Here is a 16274-nt window from a genome sequence, read left to right on the forward strand (position 1 = left end):
CGGTAGGTCAGCGGTCCGTCAGCTGTTCGAGAGCATCCGCTCGATGACCCGGGCGACGCCGTCGTCCTCGTTGGCGGCGGTGCGGTGAGTGCTGGCCGCCAGCACGTCCGGGTGGGCGTTGGCGACGGCGTACGAGGTGCCCGCCCACGACAGCATCGCCAGATCGTTGGGCATGTCGCCGAACGCGACCACCTCGTCGGCGGTGATCCCGCGGTCGGCGCAGCAGCGGGCCAGCGTGGTCGCCTTGCTGACCCCGGTGCCGCTGATCTCCAGCAGCGCGGAGGGGCTGGAGCGGGTGATCTCCGCGTACTCCCCGGCCGCCGCCAGCGCCGTGCGCAGGAAGACGTCCGGGTCCATGGAGGGGTGCTTGGCCAGCAGCTTCAGCACCGGCTGACCGCCACCGGCCGCCCCGAGCAGCTCCTCCACGGGCGCCACGACCGCGTCGGGCACCGGTGAGTACGGCGGGTACTCCGGCTCGTAGGCGAAGCCGCCGGTCAGTTCCACGGCGAAGGTCGTGCCGGGCACGGTGGTGCGCAGGGCCGCGACGACGGCGAGCGCGTCGCGCGCGTCGAGCGGATAGGCCGCGAGCAGCCGCCCCCGGTGCAGGTCGTAGACGGCGGCGCCGTTGGCGCAGATGGCCATGCCGTGGCCGGCGGTGTGCTCCGCGACGACGTCCATCCACCGGGCCGGACGGCCGGTGACGAAGAAGACCTCGACACCTGCCGCCTCCGCGTCCGCGAGCGCGGCGATCGTCCGGTCGGAGACGGTCTTGTCGTCGCGCAGCAGCGTGCCGTCCAGATCGGTGGCGATCAGTCGCGGTGCGGGGACCGCGAGGAGGGAGTCCGTGGACGGGGGAGGCTTGGTGGCTGAGGTCACCGCCCCATGGTCGCTCATCGGACCGTCGATGGCTGCAGCCGGGGGCCGGGTGCGATCACCGCCACATTCGGTGCCGCGGCATTGTCAGTGGGGGCTGTCACCATCACGGCATGGCACTCATGACGCGTTGTGAGGAACAGCCCGACCGGGAGCCGGTCCTCCTGGCCGATGCCGTGGCGACCGTCCTGGACGGGATCGGCTTCGGATCCCGCGGGGAGATACCCGCTCAGGTCCCCGCCCCCGATCCGGCGGCCGGCACCGCCACGACCTGCGCCCGGTGCGGCTCCGCCGCCGTGTCGCACCGCACGACCGGCGGCCGCCGGATCGGCCACGCCGACGTCTGCCCCGCCGGTCCCCCGCCCGCCGCGTCACCGGTGCCGCTCGCCCGGTGGCGGCGGCGGGGGACCGGGCACAGCCTCAGCTGAGCTGCGCGGGGGCCTCGGTGGCGATGCGCTCGAAGACCTTCTCGTCGGCCGCGTAGACCGAGTCCGCCACCGGCCAGTGCAGGACGATCTCGGTGATGCCGGCCTCCGCGTACCGGCCGGCGAAGTCCACGAAGGCGTCCAGGGACTCCAGCGGGCGCTCCGCCGTGGACCCGGTGAGCAGCACGCGCTCCAGTTCGCCCGGATCGCGGTCGATCTCCGCGCACGCGATCTCCAGCTTGTCGAACTGCCGGGAGACCACCGCCGGGCAGTCCTCGACCGGCACCTCGGCCGGACCCTTGGGGTCGCCGTACGTCACCCACGCCTGCCCGTAGCGCGCCGTCAGCTGCATCCCGCGCGGCCCCGTGGCCGCCACGGCGAACGGGATCCGCGGCCGCTGCACACAGCCGGGGATGTTCCGCACCTCGCGCGCCGAGTAGAACTCCCCCTCGTAGTCCGCGACCGGTTCGGTCAGCAGCTTGTCCAGTACCGGCAGGAACTCCCCGAACCGGTCCGCCCGCTCCCGCGGCGTCCACGCCTCCTGGCCCAGCGCCGTCGCGTCGAAGCCGGTCCCGCCCGCGCCGATGCCCAGCGTCAGCCGGCCGCCGCTGATGTCGTCGACGGTGATGAGTTCCTTCGCCAGCGTCACCGGATGCCGGAAGTTCGGCGACGTCACCAGCGTGCCCAGTCGCATCCGCTCCGTCGCCGCGGCCGCCGCCGTCAGCGTCGGCAGCGCCCCGTACCAGGGGCCGTCCCGGAAGCTCCGCCACGACAGGTGGTCGTAGGTGTAGCCGGTGTGGAAGCCGAGTTGCTCGGCCCGCTGCCACACCTCCCGCCCCTGTGCGGCCCAACGGTAGATCGGCAGAATCACAGTGCTCAGACGCATAGGACGACCATACGACCCGGGCCGCGGGCCGCTCCCCGCATCCACGGCGGCCGACGCATCCGTCGCCGCGAGCCGCCCCGGGGCTTTCGGCACGACGGGTGGTCCTCGGCGCGGTCGCCCGCGAGGCGGGCCGTCAGGAACGCCACCACGGCGCCCCGCCCCAAGCGGCGCCTTGGGACCGTCGGGAAATAACACCGGCGTCCGCGGCCCGCAACTCGGGGGATTGTCAGGTGAGCGGGCCTCCGAACGGGGCTGAGAGGGCCCCGCTTGAGCCACCCGGGTGGTGTTGATCCGAATATCGCCACTCTCGAGGTGCGCTTCCGGGCATTTCGTGCTCACTTCCGCATCATCGGACTAGTCGCTCCCCGACTCACGAGGAAGTGAGAGGTCATGGCTGCCAACAATCACGCCAAGGCGTTCTGGAACGCCTTCGTCACGCTCCTTCTCAAGATGATCGCCGGTCTCGGCTTCGCCGTCCCGGCCCGCCGTACCACCGCCGCCGTCGCCCCGCGACCGGAGGCCGCCCGCCTCTCCCTGGTGGAGGCGCTGCTCGCCGAGACCGTCAGGGAGGTGAACACACCACCCACGGGCGCGGCAGCGGAACGCCGCGAACCCGTCCTTCCGCCCCGGGCGCGGTCGGCACGTCACCTCGTTCCCGCCGCCCGGCCGCGACCGCGGCCCGACCGGACGACACGGCAGGCCACCGCGCACCGCGCCGCCGTCGCCCACCGTGCGGCAGTCCCGTCGCCGTCGGCCGGGTCGCCAGGGTCCACCGCGTCGCACGAGGCGTCCGCCGCACTCGCCCTCGTCCCCCGTATCGCCGAGTGCCTGCGCGAGCTGTCGCTGCCGCCCACGATGAAGCAGCGCATCCGCGCCGAAGCGCACGGCGCCTCCCCGGTGCCTCGCAGTGGTTCCCGCAGGGTCCGTGAGAACGCCTCCGGTCAGCCGGCGACGGCCGGTGCCGACGAGAGCTCGGCCAGGACCGCGGCCGAGGCGCACGCCCGCACGGCCGACCGCCGCCGCGACTTGGCCCTGTGCGCGTGAGCGTCGCGTACGCGCCGCCGCGGACCGCGGGACCGGTCGTGTCGCCCGAAGCCGGGAGTCCCGACAGCCCGCACGGCCCGCACGGCCCCGACAGTCCCGTACGGCTCCAAGGGGCGGGCAGGGAAAGCCGGTCAGGCCGGCCGACGTGCCACCGCCCGCTGGTGGAGCGTCATGCGGTGGATGCCGGAAACGGTCGCGGAGAGCAGGCCCGTCGCGAGGAACAGTGCGACGACGCAGCCCGCCGTGGCGACCATGACCGTCACCTTGTCCGACTCGACCGCGAGGATGAGTGCGATGATCGCGACGACCACCACCAGGACGGTTGTCAGGGCCAGACGTATCCCGCCGGCCACCCGGTTGCCCAGCTCCGCCCGGCCCATTGCCCTTGATTGGCGCGGGCCGGTGAAGAGGCCGGTGCCCTCGACGACGATCACGGGCAGCACGAAGAAGGTCCGCAACGACCAGGACGTCCCGGCCGGTTCGAAGATCCAGGACACCCCCGCGGTCGACTCCAGGACCCGCAGCACCATCCCCAGACTGCTGCCGAGCAGGCACCACGCCAGCAGCGTCGGCAGTCGTCGCAGCGCCGCCCGCAGCGAGGCGCGCACGGCCGGGCGCGGGCCCTGCCCCAGCGCGTGCACGGAGTGCAGCAGCGCCGCGTTGACGTACGTACTGGTGCACGACACCAGGAAGAAGACCACCAGGAGTGCGATGTACTGCCCCGTGGTGGGCGACTGGTCGAGCCGCGCACGCTCCCAGATGCCCCGCAGCGGCTGAAGCCACGCGATGAGCAGGACGACCCCGAGGACCCCGGCGCTCAGCGCCGGAAAGCACAGCAGCGCCGGTCTGCGGCGCAGCACCCGCAGGACCGTTCTGACGATCCCCCGTTGCCCGCTCCCCGGACTCCGCGAGCCGGCCGAACCGCCCGCGTTCCCCCGGCTCTCCTTGTTCCCGACGCTCCGCACGCTCTCCACGACCGACCCGCCCCTCCCGCATGAGCTCCCCGCCGGCCGCGATCCATCCGGCGATCCCCCGTCCCCTACGGGAACATCAGTCCCAAGGACTAGGCACAACCGCCCCCGAGGCTGACGACGGGTGTGGCTCGCACCACTAGGTTCGTGGTGTGACTGTGATCGCTGCTGAAAGCCTGACGAAGCGGTACCCGAGGGTGACCGCTCTGGACCGGCTCACCGTGGACATCGAATCCGGGGTGACCGGGTTGGTGGGCGCGAACGGAGCCGGCAAGTCGACTCTGATCAAGATCCTGCTGGGGTTGTCGCCGGCCACCGAGGGCCGTGCCGCCGTGCTGGGCATGGACGTGGCGACCCAGGGCGCGGACATCCGTGCCGCGGTGGGATACATGCCGGAGCACGACTGCCTGCCGCCGGACGTCTCCGCGACGGAGTTCGTCGTGCACATGGCCCGCATGTCCGGGCTGCCGCCGACGGCCGCGCGCGAGCGGACCGCCGACACGCTGCGCCACGTCGGGCTGTACGAGGAGCGTTACCGCCCCATGGGCGGCTATTCGACGGGCATGAAGCAGCGCGTGAAGCTGGCACAGGCCCTGGTGCACGACCCGCGTCTGGTGCTGCTCGACGAGCCGACGAACGGGCTGGACCCCGTCGGCCGCGACGACATGCTCGGGCTGATCCGGCGCGTCCACACCGAGTTCGGCATCTCCGTGCTCGTCACCTCGCATCTGCTCGGCGAGCTGGAGCGCACCAGCGACCACATCGTGGTGATCGACGGCGGCCAACTGCTGCGCGCCTCCTCCACCAGCGACTTCACACAGGCCACCGCCTCTCTCGCGGTCGAGGTGACCGACCACGAGGAGGAGCTGCTGAGCAAGCTCACCGCCGCGGGGCTGAACGCGCACGCCGACGGCCATCTGCTGCTCGTCGACATCGAGGGCGACGAGACCTACGACACCGTGCGCGACGCCGTCGCCGAACTGGGCACGGGCCTGGTCCGGATGGAGCAGCGCCGCCACCGCATCGCCGAGATCTTCCGGGGAGGGGACGACCGTGACGCAGCTTGAGGGACGCGCGCCGGCTGCCGGCGGCGCCCAGGACGTCATTCACGACATCGGGTACCGGCACTACGACGGACCGCGGCTGGGCCGGGCGTACGCCAGGCGTTCGCTGTTCACCCAGAGCCTGCGGGGCGCCTACGGACTGGGCCGTTCGGTCAAGTCCAAGGTGCTGCCGATGACCTTGTTCGCGGTGATGTGCGCGCCCGCCGCGATCATCGTCGCGGTGGCGATCGGCACGAAGATGACCAAGTTGCCGATCGAGTACACCCGGTACGCGATCATCATGCAGGCGGTGATCGGCCTCTTCCTGGCGGCACAGGCCCCCACGGCGGTCTCGCTGGACCTGCGCTTCAAGACGACGCCGCTGTACTTCTCCCGCCCGATCGAGGCGGTCGACTACGTCGCGGCGAAGTTCGCGGCGCTCACCTCGGCGCTGTTCATCCTCACCGCCACGCCGGTGCTGGTCCTCTACATCGGCGCGCTGCTGGCGAAGTTCGACTTCTCCGACCAGACCTCGGGCTTCGCCAAGGCCCTGCTGGCCGAGCTGCTGCTGTCGATGCTCTACGCGGGCGTCGGCCTGGTGATCGCGGCGCTCACGCCGCGCCGCGGCTTCGGCGTCGCGGCGATCATCGCCGCGTTCACGCTCCCGTACGGCGCGGTCAGCAGCGTCCAGGCGGTCGCCTCCGTCCAGGGCGACAAGGACGTGGTCGGCTGGCTGGGACTGTTCTCGCCGATCACGCTGATCGACGGGGCGCAGACCTGGGTGCTGGGCGCGTCGTCCTCCTTCGTCGACGCCGCGGGCCCGCCGAACGCGGTGGCCGGAGCGGCCTACGTGGTTGTCCTGCTCGTCGCGATCGCCGGCTCCTTCGGCCTGCTGATGCGCCGCTACCGAAAGGCCGTTCTGTCGTGACCACCTTGTCCATCGACCATGTGTCCCGCTGGTTCGGCAACGTCGTCGCCGTCAACGACGTCACGATGACCATCGGCCCCGGCGTCACCGGTCTGCTCGGCCCCAACGGCGCCGGCAAGTCCACGCTGATCAACATGATGGGCGGCTTCCTGGCCCCCTCGGTCGGCAGCGTGACCCTCGACGGCACGGTGATCTGGCGCAACGAGCAGGTGTACCGGCACATCGGCATCGTCCCCGAGCGCGAGGCGATGTACGACTTCCTGACCGCCCGTGAGTTCGTGGTGGCCAACGCGGAGCTGCACGGACTGCCCGACCCGGGCGCGGCGGCCCAGCGGGCGCTGGCCACCGTCGAGATGGAGTTCGCCCAGGACCGCAAGATCGCCACTTACAGCAAGGGCATGCGGCAGCGCGCGAAGATGGCCTCCGCGCTGGTGCACGAGCCGTCGGTGCTGCTGCTGGACGAGCCGTTCAACGGCATGGACCCGCGCCAGCGGCTCCAGCTGATGGACCTGCTGCGCCGGATGGGCGACGAGGGCCGCACGGTGCTGTTCTCCTCGCACATCCTGGAGGAGGTCGAGCAGCTGGCAAGCCACATCGAGGTGGTCGTGGCCGGCCGGCACGCCGCGTCCGGCGACTTCCGCAAGATCCGCCGTCTGATGACCGACCGGCCGCACCGCTACCTGGTGCGTTCCAGTGACGACCGGGCGCTGGCCGCCGCGCTGATCGCGGACGGTTCCACGGCCGCCATCGAGCTGGACTGGCACGAGCGGGCGCTGCGCATCCAGGCGATCGACTTCGCCGGTTTCACCGAACTGCTGCCGCGGGTCGCCCGCGAGCGCGGCATCCGGCTCTTCACGGTCTCGCCGTCCGACGAGTCCCTGGAGAGCGTGTTCTCCTATCTGGTCACGGCATAGGGCGAGGAGCTTCCCGTGTTCCCACTGTTCAATCCCACCGTGGCCCGGCTGACCTACCGGGGTCTGCTCGGCCGGCGCCGGGCGCTGGTCCTGTTCGCCCTTCCCGCGCTGCTGATCCTCATCTCGGCGGCGGTGCGCGCCCTGACCGGCGCGGACGACTCCACCGCCACGTCGGTCCTGGGCGGTTTCGCCCTGGCGACGATGGTGCCGCTGGTCGGCGTCTTCGCCGGCACCGGCGCCGTCGGACCCGAGATCGACGACGGCTCGATCGTCTACCTGCTGGCCAAGCCGGTCCCGCGGCCGACGATCATCGTCACCAAGCTGCTGGTCGCGATCGGTGTCTCGGTGGTCTTCTCCGCCGTGCCGACGCTGATCGCCGGTGTCATCCTCAACGGCAACAGCCAGGGCATCGCGGTCGCCTTCGCCGTGGCCGCGGCCGTCGCCTCGGTGACCTACGCGGCGGTCTTCCTGCTGCTGGGCGTCGTGACCCGGCAGGCCGTGGTCTTCGGCCTGGTGTACGCGCTCATCTGGGAGTCGCTGATCGGCTCGCTGGTGCCGGGCGCCCGCACGCTGAGCGTGCAGCAGTGGGCGCTGGCGCTGGCCCAGCGGATCGCGGGCGAGGGGCAGATCACGTCCGACGTGGGGCTGCCGCTGGCGGTGGTGCTGCTGATCGGCGTCACCGTGCTGGCCACCTTCTACGCGGGGCAGCGGATGCGCGCGCTCACACTGGCCGGCGAGGAGTAGCCCGCCGCGCCGCGGAATCGGCCGCCCGGGTGGTCTTCACCGCCCGGGCGGCCTGGTTTCCTCGGGTCGTCGCGCATCGGATTGTCTGATGTGCTGAGTGACGTCCGAGACTCCGCTGCTCTGCGCCGTCGGTGTGTTCCTGGTCGCACTGGGGCTGCTCATCGCCCTCTTCCGCCCGGAGCTCGCCGAGCGCATCGACCTGCGCCTCGCCGCCCGTCGCCGGCGACGGAGGCGGTTCTTGGTGTTCCCTCGAAAGTGGGCTCCGTCACGTTCCTCCTTGAGGATTCAAGGGAATGGCGTTACGGTGCAAGAGGTTGAAACCTAAACCAACCCCCGACGAGGAGTTAAGACATCATGGGCCTGTTCAGCCGCAAGACCGACGCCGAGACCGCGGGCACCCCCGACGCCGTGGCCACCGCCGACCTGGCGAACCTGACCGGCGAGTACACGATCGACCCGACGCACAGCGAGATCGGGTTCTCCGTCCGCCACGCCATGGTCACCACCGTGCGAGGCCAGTTCACCGAGTACGAGGGCTCGCTGAAGCTCGACGGCACCAAGCCGGCCAACTCCTCCGCCGAGCTGAAGATCAAGGTCGTCAGCATCGACACCAACCAGGCGCAGCGCGACGAGCACCTGCGCACCGGCGACTTCTTCGACGCCGCCTCGCACCCGGAGATCACCTTCCGGAGCACCTCCGCCGAGCAGGTCGACGCCGAGACCTACCGCATGCACGGTGACCTCACCATCAAGGACACCACCAAGCCGGTCTCGATCGACTTCACCTTCAACGGCTCGGCCACCGACCCGTACGGCAACCTGCGTGTCGGCTTCGAGGGCGCGACCACCGTCAACCGCGGTGACTGGGGCCTGACCTACAACGCGGCCCTCGAGGGCGGCGGCGTGCTGATCAGCGACAAGGTCAAGCTCACCTTCGACGTCTCGGCGATCAAGGCGGCCTGAACCGGCTGAGTGCCTCGGCCGTCCCTGTCGCAAGATGGTGGGGATGGCATCGAACGAACCGGCGCACGACGCCGGTGGCAGGCGACGCCGCGTCGCTCCGGGCGACGCGGCGCGCCTGCTGTTCTCCGAGGCCCGCGCGTGGGTGCGGTCCACCCCCGGCACCCACACCTGGCTGGCCATCCTCGCGGTGACCAGCGGAATCCTCGCGGCCGTCTCGCCGCACATCCGCGCATTCCTGCTGCACCACAACAGCACCAACCTGGAGGAGCTGGGCAGCCACCCGGTCCGCGTGCTGATCGTCAGCGCCCTGTGGATCGAGTCCCCGCCGGCCTTCCTGCTGTACTTCCTGCTCTACGAGACGGTGCACGCCCCCGCCGAGCGCCGGCTCGGCACGCGCCGCTGGCTCGCGGTGGTCGCCGTGGCCCACGTCGGCGCCACGCTCATCAGCCAGCAGGCCGTCTTCCTGGGCATCCACGCCGACAGGCTGTCGCCGTCACTGGCGCACACCGTCGACATCGGCGTGAGCTACGGCCTGGCCGGTGTGGCGGGCGTGCTCACCTACGTCCTGCGTCCCCCGTGGCGATGGGCGTACCTCGCCGCCGCCGTGGGCTTCCTCGGGTACCCGCTGCTGCAGTCCGGACGGACGTACACCGACCTCGGGCACTTCACCGCCCTGCTGATCGGGCTGGCCTGCCGCGGGCTCACACCGCGGGGAACAGCCGCTCCAGCACCACCGCGATACCGTCCTCGGCGTTGGAGGCCGTGACCTCGTCGGCCGCGGACTTCAGCGACTCGTGGGCATTGCCCATGGCGACGCCGTACCCGGCCCAGTCGATCATCGGCAGGTCGTTGGGCATGTCGCCGAAGGCGATGGTGTCCGCGGCGGTGAGCCCCAGCCGCCGGGCGGCCAGCGACAGGCCCCTGGCCTTGGAGAGCCCCAGGGGCAGCAGTTCGACGATGCCGGCCCCGGACATCACGACTCCGACCAGGCCGCCGGCGGCGGCGGTCGCCGCCTCGGCGAGCTCGTCGTCGCTCAGCTCCGGCTGCTGGATGTACAGCTTGCTGATCGGCGCCGTCCACAACTCGTCCAGCACCTCGACCTGGCCCACCGGCAGTTCCGACTCGAAGAGTCGGTAGCCGGGGCCGAGGACGATGTCGCCGTCCATGCCGTCGAGGGCGGCCGCGACGGCCAGCCGGCCGGTCGTCGCCTCGATCTTCTCCAGGGCCAGCCGCGCCGTCTGCCGGTCCAGCGTGACCGACGTCAGCAGCCGCTTCTCGCCGGCGTGGTACACCTGCGCGCCCTGCATGCAGACGGCGAGGCCCTCGTAGCCCAGCGACTCCAGCACGTGCCGGGTGCGGGCGACCGGGCGCCCGGTGACGACGATGTGCGCGGCGCCCGCCGCGGTGGCGGCGGCGAGCGCCCGGCGGGAGCGCTCGGAGACGGTGTGGTCGGGACCGAGCAGCGTGCCGTCGAGATCGGTCGCCACGAGACGGTAGGGCAGGTGCGGGGGCTGGGCAGTCACTTGGCGACCGGCTCCAGTACCTCACGGCCGCCCAGGTACGGGCGGAGCACCTCGGGGACCCTGATCGAGCCGTCGGCCTGCTGGTGGTTCTCCAGGAGGGCGACGATCGTGCGCGGGATGGCGCAGAGGGTGCCGTTGAGGGTGGCCAGCGCGCGCGTGCCGTTCTCGTCCCGCATGCGGATGGACAGCCGGCGGGCCTGGAACTCGGTGGTGTTCGAGGTCGAGGTCAGCTCGCGGTACTTGCCCTGGGTGGGGATCCACGCCTCGCAGTCGAACTTGCGCGCCGCGGAGGAACCGAGGTCACCCGAGGCCAGCTCGATCACCCGGAACGGCAGCTCCAGCGAGGTCAGCCACTGCTTCTCCCACTCCAGCAGGCGCTGGTGCTCGGCCTCGGCGTCCTCGGGGCGGGTGAAGACGAACATCTCCACCTTGTCGAACTGGTGCACCCGGATGATGCCGCGGGTGTCCTTGCCGTACGAGCCGGCCTCGCGGCGGTAGCAGGGCGAGAAGCCGGCGTAGCGCAGCGGCAGCTTCGCGCCGTCGATGATCTCGTCCATGTGGTACGCGGCGAGCGGGACCTCGGAGGTGCCGACCAGGTACAGGCCGTCCTTCTCCAGGTAGTACACGTCGTCCTCGACCTGGCCGAGGTAGCCGGTGCCGGCCATGGCCTCGGGCTTGACCAGCGTCGGGGTCAGGACGGGGGTGAAGCCGGCCGCGGTGGCCTGCGCGATGGCCGCGTTGACCAGGGCCAGCTCCAGCAGGGCGCCCACACCGGTGAGGTAGTAGAAGCGCGAGCCGGACACCTTGGCGCCGCGGTCGACGTCGATGGCGCCGAGCAGTTCGCCGAGGTCGATGTGGTCCTTGGGCTCGAAGCCCTCGGCGGTGAAGTCGCGCGGGGTGCCGAGCACCTCCTTGACGACGAAGTCCTCCTCGCCGCCGACGGGGGCGTCGGGGTGGACGATGTTGCCCAGCTGCAGCAGCAGGCGCTGCGCCTCCTCGGCGGCCTCGTGCTGCTCGGCGTCGGCGGCCTTGACCGCGGCCTTCAGCTGCTCGGCCCGCCCCAGGAGCTCGGCCCGCTCGTCCCCCTGGGCCTTGGGGATGAGCTTGCCCAGCGTCTTCTGCTCGGCGCGCAGCTCGTCGAAGCGGGTACTGGACGACCTGCGCCGCTCGTCGGCGGAGAGCAGGGCGTCGACGATGCCGACGTCCTCTCCACGGGCGCGCTGGGAGGCGCGCACACGGTCGGGGTCCTCACGAAGCAGGCGAAGGTCAATCACGGGGACAGGCTACCGGTGGAACGGGCCCGGACGCGACAAGTTAAGTGCTTTATGTAGCGTTATGTCCGATTCTAAAGAACGGACCCCGGAAATGCGGGGCGGCGGGAAATGACGTTAAAGTGACCGTCAACCGAATTCCGCACGTCCCTCCCCCGAGGGCATGTGGCCTGTGGACAACGGCAGTTGGGGCAGGTCCGGCGGGACGGGTTATCCACAGGGGGCCGGGTATTCCACCGGCTTGTCCACAGCGGGTGTGGATGAACTGTGGAAGACGGAGTTGATCATTCCGTCGGCCGGTCGCGGGCCCATGGATTCCCCGGTCAAACCCCACTCACACTCCCTTTCGAGTGAGAATTCTTCCCCCTATCGAGTTGTTCGAAGGTATTGGGGTGACGAATGTGGACCTGAGGGTCTGTGCGGTGGGATGGAGCCCCTGTACCGATTTGTCGATCTGGTCCCTACTCGTCATCACTGTCGTGTCGACTTATCCCCAGGTTGCTCCCAAGGCCTGTGGATAACGCGGTGGACAACGGAGGGGCCCACCGGTTGTTCACCGGCAGGCCCCCTGGGACGTGCGGAGCGGAGGGTCAGGCCCGTCCGTCCAGAGCCCTCCCCAGCCAGTCCGCGGCCGCGATGAACTCCTCGTCCGTGGTCCCCTTGCGCTGCTGCGCCGCGACCCGGTCCGCGCGCGGGTACGAACCGAGGAAGCGCACCTGCGGGCAGATCCGCTTCAGCCCCATGAGCGCCTCGCCGACGCGGCGGTCGGTGATGTGCCCCTCGCAGTCCACGGAGAAGCAGTACCGGCCGATGCCCTCGCCCGTCGGGCGGGACTCGATGCGGATCAGGTTCACCCCGCGCACCGCGTACTCCTGGAGCAGTTCCAGCAGCGCGCCCGGATGGTCGTCGCCCAGCCAGAAGACCGCGGACGTCTTGTCGGCCCCGGTCGGCGCGACCGGCCGGGCCGGGCGGCCGACCAGCACGAAGCGGGTCTCGGCGTTCACCGCGTCGTGGATTTCGGTGGCCAGCGCGTCCAGTCCGTACGTCGGCGCCGCGAACTCGCCCGCGAACGCCGCGTCGTGCCGGCCCTCCGCGACGAGCCGGGCGCCGTCCGCGTTGGAGGCGGCCGACTCCCACTGCGCGTCCGGCAGGTGCTCCGCCAGCCAGCGGCGCACCTGCACCTGGGCCGCCGGGTGCCCGGTCACGGTCTTGACGTCCGCCAGCCCCGTGCCCGGCCGCGTCAGCAGCGCGAACGCGATGGGCAGCAGCACCTCGTGGTAGATCATCAGCGGGGTTCCGGCCGCCAGTTCGTCGAGGGTGGCGGTGATGCCGCCCTCCATCGAGTTCTCGATCGGCACGAGCGCGGCCGCGGCGTCCCCGGTGCGCACCGCGTCGAGCGCCGCCTGGACCGACACCGCCGGCACCAGCTCCCGGGTGGCCGCCTCCGGGAGCGTGCGCAGCGCGGCTTCGGTGAACGTGCCCTCAGGACCCAGATAGGTGTAGCGGCTCGCCGGTGACATAGAGGTCAGCCTAGGGGCCCTCCCCGCGGCGCGCCCTATGCCTCCAGCAGCCGCTGCCCCACGTACTCGCCGGGTTCCGCGCCGCCCGGCACCGCGAACAGCGCGCTCGCCTCGTGGCGCAGGAAACGGGAGAGCCCGTCGCCCCGGTCGAGCTTGCGCTGCACGGGGACGAAGCCCGTCAGCGGATCGGCCTGCCAGGCCACGAAGAGCAGCCCGGCGTCCGGGGCGCCGTCGTCGCGGAAGCCGTCGTGGTACGAGAAGCCGCGCCGCAGCATCGCGGCGCCGCCGTTGGACTCCGGCGCGGCCACACGGACGTGGGCGTCGGCGGCGATGGCGAACGTCCGGCCGTCGGCCTCGATCCTGTTCAGATCGGGCTTGGTGGTCCCGGTGCCGCCGGACAGCGGCGCGCCGTCGGACTTGCGGCGGCCGATGACCCGCTCCTGGCGCTCCACGGAGAGGTGGTCCCAGGAGTCCAGCAGCATCCGGATGCGCCGCACCACCGCGTACGAGCCCCCGGCCATCCACTCCGGCTCGCCGGAGGAGGGCACGAAGACCCGCTGCCCGAAGTCGGGGTCGGACGGCGCGGGGTTGTTGGTGCCGTCGATCTGGCCCATCAGATTGCGGGTGGTGCGGGGAACGGCGGTGGCGCCGGGGGCACGGTTGAAGCCGTTCATCTGCCAGCGCGGCGCCGCCGTTCCCGCCGCCTGTTTCTGCAGCACGCGCAGGGCGTGGAAGGCGACCAGCGGGTCGTCCGCCCCGATCTGGATCCACAGGTCACCCTCGCCGCGCCGCGGGTCGAGCGCGTCGGCGGAGAAGGGGGGCAGCGGGGCGAGCGCCCCGGGCAGCCGGGCGCGCAGGCCCGTCCGGTCGAAGAAGGAACGGCCGAAGCCGAAGGTGACGGTCAGCGAGGACGGCCCGGCGTCCAGGGCGATCTGGTCGTCCCCGGCGGGCGCCCGGCCTGAGGTCATCGCCTCGGCCGCCGCCGACCAGCGGCGCAGCAGCGCGGCCGCGCCCCCGCGCCCGGCGTCCGCGGCCAGATCGAAGGCGACCAGGTGGCCGTGGGCCTGCGCGGGGGTGACGATGCCGGCCTGGTGGACGCCGTGGAAGGGCAGGCGCGCGGCGCCCACCGAGGCGAGTGCGGCCGGTTCGTCGCGGACCGCGTTCGCCGCGACGGCGGAGCCGCCGCCCACGGCCAGTCCCGCGGCGCCGGCCGCGCCGGCGGTGCCGAGCAGGCGGCGCCGCGAGATGTGCCGGTGGATCGGGTCGTTCGTCAACTGATCTTCACTGTCCTGGTGCGGGTGACCTGGTCGATGTCCGAGGTCCGTACGGTGACCGAGAGCGTCCACTGCCCGGGGATCGGGATCTGCACGTTCTCCGCGCTCCAGTGGCCGGTGTCGATCTTGCCCAGGGTGACCGGGATCGGGCCGATCTTCTGGGACGGGAGCGTGAAGGAGACCTTCACTTCGGGGACGTCGCGGGCCTGGCCGTCGGGGGCGGTGATCAGCAGGTGCAGCTCGTTCTCTGCGGTGCTGCCGGGGTCGAGCGTGACCTCCGCCTCGCCCTTGCCGTTCGGGCCGCCGGTGTCGAACGGGATGCGCACGTCCAGCGGTTCCGGGACCGAGGTGACCGGGGCGGTCGCCCCCGCCGCCGCGCTCTCCTCGGCGGCCCGGCCCGGCTGCGTACCGGTGAGCAGGGTGGTGACGCCCAGGATCACGACCGCGACCGCGGCCTCGGCCAGCACGGACTTGCGCAGGCCCGCGCGCTCCGGGTCGGCGTCGCGCGCCTTGCGGTCCCGCTCCTTGGCCAGCGCCGCCTCCTGCCGGGCCAGCTGCGCGGTACGGACGGCCGGATCGCCGCCCCGCCCCGCGGCCACCGGCTGGGCGACGGCGGCCGCGGCCCTGGCGCTCTTCGAGCTGCGCACGGGCTGGACGGCCTTGGCCCTCTCCGCGAGCCGCCCCGTCCAGCGCCGGGAGAGCCATGCGAGCTCCAGCAGCAGCACGACCAGGCCGATCTTGACCAGCAGCAGCTGCCCGTACCCGGTGGAGACCAGGGCGTCCCAGGAGCCGAGCTGACGCCAGGACTGGTAGACACCGGTGGAGACCAGCGCCGCCACGGCCCAGAAGGCGATCCGGGAGAACCGCCGCACCGCCGACCGCTCCACCGGCAGCCCCCGCCACAGTGCGACGAGCAGCGTGGCCAGGCCACCCAGCCAGACCGCCATGGCCAGCAGGTGCACGATGTCGACCGGCATGGCCACCGACGCCTGGATGCCGACCGAGGCGTGCTCGGCCATGGCCCACGTCGCGGCGAGGCCCACGGCGACGACGGTGCCGCCGATCGACAGACCCCAGGCGAGGTCCTGCCGCTCGACCGGGTCCTCCCGCTGGGCGAAGCTGCCGAAGAGCACGGCGATGAAGACCGCCGACGCCGCGAGCAGCAGCAGCCGGGAGAGCAGCGCGGCTCCGGGCCGGGTGTCCAGCACGTCGCTCACGCCGCCGAGGTCGAGGACGTCACCGAGAGACCCCCCGTTGGCGTACGGGGCGCGCAGCAGCAGCAGCGCTATCGTCGCGGCGACCATGGTGGCCCAGCCGCCGGCGACCAGCGCGCGCAGCGGCCGCTGCCGTGCGCCGGTGGGCCAGCACACGCCCAGGAAGAAGGCGGAGCCGACCATCAGGGCGAACCCGAGGTAGGCGGCGTAGCGCCCGACGTCGTACAGCGCTCCGACCACGCCGCCGCCCGCCTCCTCGGTGGGCAGGGTGACCGTGGTCTTCGAGGGCGCGCCGATGGAGAAGACGAAGGCCCCCGCCACCGGGTGGCTGTCGGCGGAGACCGCCTTCCAGGCCACGGTGTACGTGCCGTTGCCCAGTCCGGGCCGCAGCGCGACGACCGCCGTGTCGTTCCCCTCGCCGCCGTTGCTCGCGGCGCCGGTGTCGGCCCGCCGGCCGTCCGGTCCGAGGACGCGAACGGCGTCGGACGCCAGCAGCACGCCCTCGGAGAAGGTCAGCCGCACCTGCTGCGGCGCGGTCTTGACCACCGAGCCCTGTGCGGGGTCGGTCCTCACCAGCGCGGCGTGCGCGGAGGCGGGCGCGGCGCCGCCGAGCAGCAGGCCGAGCACGGTCAGTGGTACGGCCAGCAGTCGCAGCCCGGCCTTCGTCAGCTCCTTCATGGC

General features: G+C 72.0%; 16 protein-coding genes. 8 read left to right on the forward strand and 8 right to left on the reverse strand.

What is annotated here, in order from left to right:
* Window positions 1-18: 18 nt before the first annotated feature.
* Window positions 19-876 carry an HAD family hydrolase gene (locus ACFYXS_RS27995; protein WP_389253041.1) on the reverse strand — a complete coding sequence of 286 codons (858 nt, stop codon included), beginning with the start codon at window positions 874-876 and terminating at the stop codon, window positions 19-21.
* Window positions 877-986: 110 nt separating this feature from the next.
* Here ACFYXS_RS27995 and ACFYXS_RS28000 point away from each other — a divergent pair, with 110 nt between their 5' ends.
* On the forward strand, window positions 987-1301 hold the full coding sequence (locus tag ACFYXS_RS28000; RefSeq protein ID WP_389253043.1) for a hypothetical protein: 315 nt from the start codon (window positions 987-989) through the stop codon (window positions 1299-1301).
* Here ACFYXS_RS28000 and ACFYXS_RS28005 read toward each other — a convergent pair.
* Window positions 1294-2184 carry an LLM class flavin-dependent oxidoreductase gene (locus tag ACFYXS_RS28005; RefSeq protein WP_389253045.1) on the reverse strand — a complete coding sequence of 297 codons (891 nt, stop codon included), beginning with the start codon at window positions 2182-2184 and terminating at the stop codon, window positions 1294-1296. The two genes, ACFYXS_RS28000 and ACFYXS_RS28005, sit on opposite strands and share 8 nt — an antisense overlap.
* Before the next feature lie 390 nt (window positions 2185-2574).
* Between ACFYXS_RS28005 and ACFYXS_RS28010 the strand changes: the two genes are divergently transcribed.
* Complete coding sequence (locus ACFYXS_RS28010) at window positions 2575-3228, forward strand: DUF6344 domain-containing protein (RefSeq protein WP_389253048.1); 654 nt, start codon at window positions 2575-2577, stop codon at window positions 3226-3228.
* A gap of 131 nt (window positions 3229-3359) precedes the next feature.
* Here ACFYXS_RS28010 and ACFYXS_RS28015 read toward each other — a convergent pair whose 3' ends face one another.
* Complete coding sequence (locus tag ACFYXS_RS28015; RefSeq protein WP_389253050.1) at window positions 3360-4088, reverse strand: DUF6159 family protein; 729 nt, start codon at window positions 4086-4088, stop codon at window positions 3360-3362.
* 263 nt (window positions 4089-4351) lie between these two features.
* Here ACFYXS_RS28015 and ACFYXS_RS28020 point away from each other — a divergent pair, with 263 nt between their 5' ends.
* From ACFYXS_RS28020 to ACFYXS_RS28045, 6 genes are all read left to right on the forward strand, one after another.
* Window positions 4352-5266: an ABC transporter ATP-binding protein gene (locus ACFYXS_RS28020; RefSeq protein ID WP_389253053.1), complete on the forward strand. Its 915-nt coding sequence runs from the start codon at window positions 4352-4354 to the stop codon at window positions 5264-5266.
* Window positions 5253-6170: an ABC transporter permease gene (locus tag ACFYXS_RS28025; protein WP_389253056.1), complete on the forward strand. Its 918-nt coding sequence runs from the start codon at window positions 5253-5255 to the stop codon at window positions 6168-6170. Before ACFYXS_RS28020 ends, ACFYXS_RS28025 begins: the two co-directional genes overlap by 14 nt.
* Window positions 6167-7084, forward strand: coding sequence for an ABC transporter ATP-binding protein (locus ACFYXS_RS28030; protein WP_389253058.1), 918 nt, complete (start codon window positions 6167-6169; stop codon window positions 7082-7084). Before ACFYXS_RS28025 ends, ACFYXS_RS28030 begins: the two co-directional genes overlap by 4 nt.
* Before the next feature lie 24 nt (window positions 7085-7108).
* Window positions 7109-7828: an ABC transporter permease subunit gene (locus ACFYXS_RS28035; RefSeq protein WP_389253406.1), complete on the forward strand. Its 720-nt coding sequence runs from the start codon at window positions 7109-7111 to the stop codon at window positions 7826-7828.
* Window positions 7829-8182: 354 nt separating this feature from the next.
* Window positions 8183-8791 carry a YceI family protein gene (locus tag ACFYXS_RS28040; protein WP_389253060.1) on the forward strand — a complete coding sequence of 203 codons (609 nt, stop codon included), beginning with the start codon at window positions 8183-8185 and terminating at the stop codon, window positions 8789-8791.
* A gap of 43 nt (window positions 8792-8834) precedes the next feature.
* On the forward strand, window positions 8835-9557 hold the full coding sequence (locus ACFYXS_RS28045) for a rhomboid-like protein (RefSeq protein ID WP_389253062.1): 723 nt from the start codon (window positions 8835-8837) through the stop codon (window positions 9555-9557).
* On the opposite strand, the gene ACFYXS_RS28050 is transcribed toward ACFYXS_RS28045, so the two are convergent.
* The 5 genes from ACFYXS_RS28050 to ACFYXS_RS28070 form a co-directional block, all read right to left on the reverse strand.
* Window positions 9493-10314 (reverse strand): HAD family hydrolase, encoded by an 822-nt coding sequence (locus tag ACFYXS_RS28050; protein ID WP_389253064.1) that lies wholly within the window; start codon window positions 10312-10314, stop codon window positions 9493-9495. The two genes, ACFYXS_RS28045 and ACFYXS_RS28050, sit on opposite strands and share 65 nt — an antisense overlap.
* Window positions 10311-11588 (reverse strand): serine--tRNA ligase, encoded by a 1278-nt coding sequence (gene serS / locus ACFYXS_RS28055; RefSeq protein WP_389253066.1) that lies wholly within the window; start codon window positions 11586-11588, stop codon window positions 10311-10313. The genes ACFYXS_RS28050 and serS overlap by 4 nt, the downstream gene beginning before the upstream one ends.
* Before the next feature lie 587 nt (window positions 11589-12175).
* Window positions 12176-13105 carry a prephenate dehydratase gene (gene pheA / locus ACFYXS_RS28060; RefSeq protein ID WP_389253068.1) on the reverse strand — a complete coding sequence of 310 codons (930 nt, stop codon included), beginning with the start codon at window positions 13103-13105 and terminating at the stop codon, window positions 12176-12178.
* Window positions 13106-13140: 35 nt separating this feature from the next.
* Window positions 13141-14379 carry an iron uptake transporter deferrochelatase/peroxidase subunit gene (efeB, locus tag ACFYXS_RS28065; RefSeq protein ID WP_389253070.1) on the reverse strand — a complete coding sequence of 413 codons (1239 nt, stop codon included), beginning with the start codon at window positions 14377-14379 and terminating at the stop codon, window positions 13141-13143.
* Window positions 14376-16271: a copper resistance CopC/CopD family protein gene (locus ACFYXS_RS28070; protein WP_389253072.1), complete on the reverse strand. Its 1896-nt coding sequence runs from the start codon at window positions 16269-16271 to the stop codon at window positions 14376-14378. Before ACFYXS_RS28070 ends, efeB begins: the two co-directional genes overlap by 4 nt.
* Window positions 16272-16274 lie beyond the last annotated feature (3 nt).

Origin of the sequence: Streptomyces sp. NPDC002574, assembly GCF_042889545.1 — a bacterium.
Lineage (GTDB): Bacteria > Actinomycetota > Actinomycetes > Streptomycetales > Streptomycetaceae > Actinacidiphila.

Excerpts from the sequence above, each read along its gene's own strand:
- ACFYXS_RS28070 (WP_389253072.1), bottom strand. The coding sequence starts at position 16,271 with ATGAAGGAGCTGACGAAGGCCGGGCTGCGACTGCTGGCCGTACCACTG.
- ACFYXS_RS28000 (WP_389253043.1), top strand. The coding sequence starts at position 987 with ATGGCACTCATGACGCGTTGTGAGGAACAGCCCGACCGGGAGCCGGTC.
- ACFYXS_RS28010 (WP_389253048.1), top strand. The coding sequence starts at position 2,575 with ATGGCTGCCAACAATCACGCCAAGGCGTTCTGGAACGCCTTCGTCACG.
- pheA (WP_389253068.1), bottom strand. The coding sequence starts at position 13,105 with ATGTCACCGGCGAGCCGCTACACCTATCTGGGTCCTGAGGGCACGTTC.
- ACFYXS_RS28040 (WP_389253060.1), top strand. The coding sequence starts at position 8,183 with ATGGGCCTGTTCAGCCGCAAGACCGACGCCGAGACCGCGGGCACCCCC.
- ACFYXS_RS28045 (WP_389253062.1), top strand. The coding sequence starts at position 8,835 with ATGGCATCGAACGAACCGGCGCACGACGCCGGTGGCAGGCGACGCCGC.
- ACFYXS_RS28005 (WP_389253045.1), bottom strand. The coding sequence starts at position 2,184 with ATGCGTCTGAGCACTGTGATTCTGCCGATCTACCGTTGGGCCGCACAG.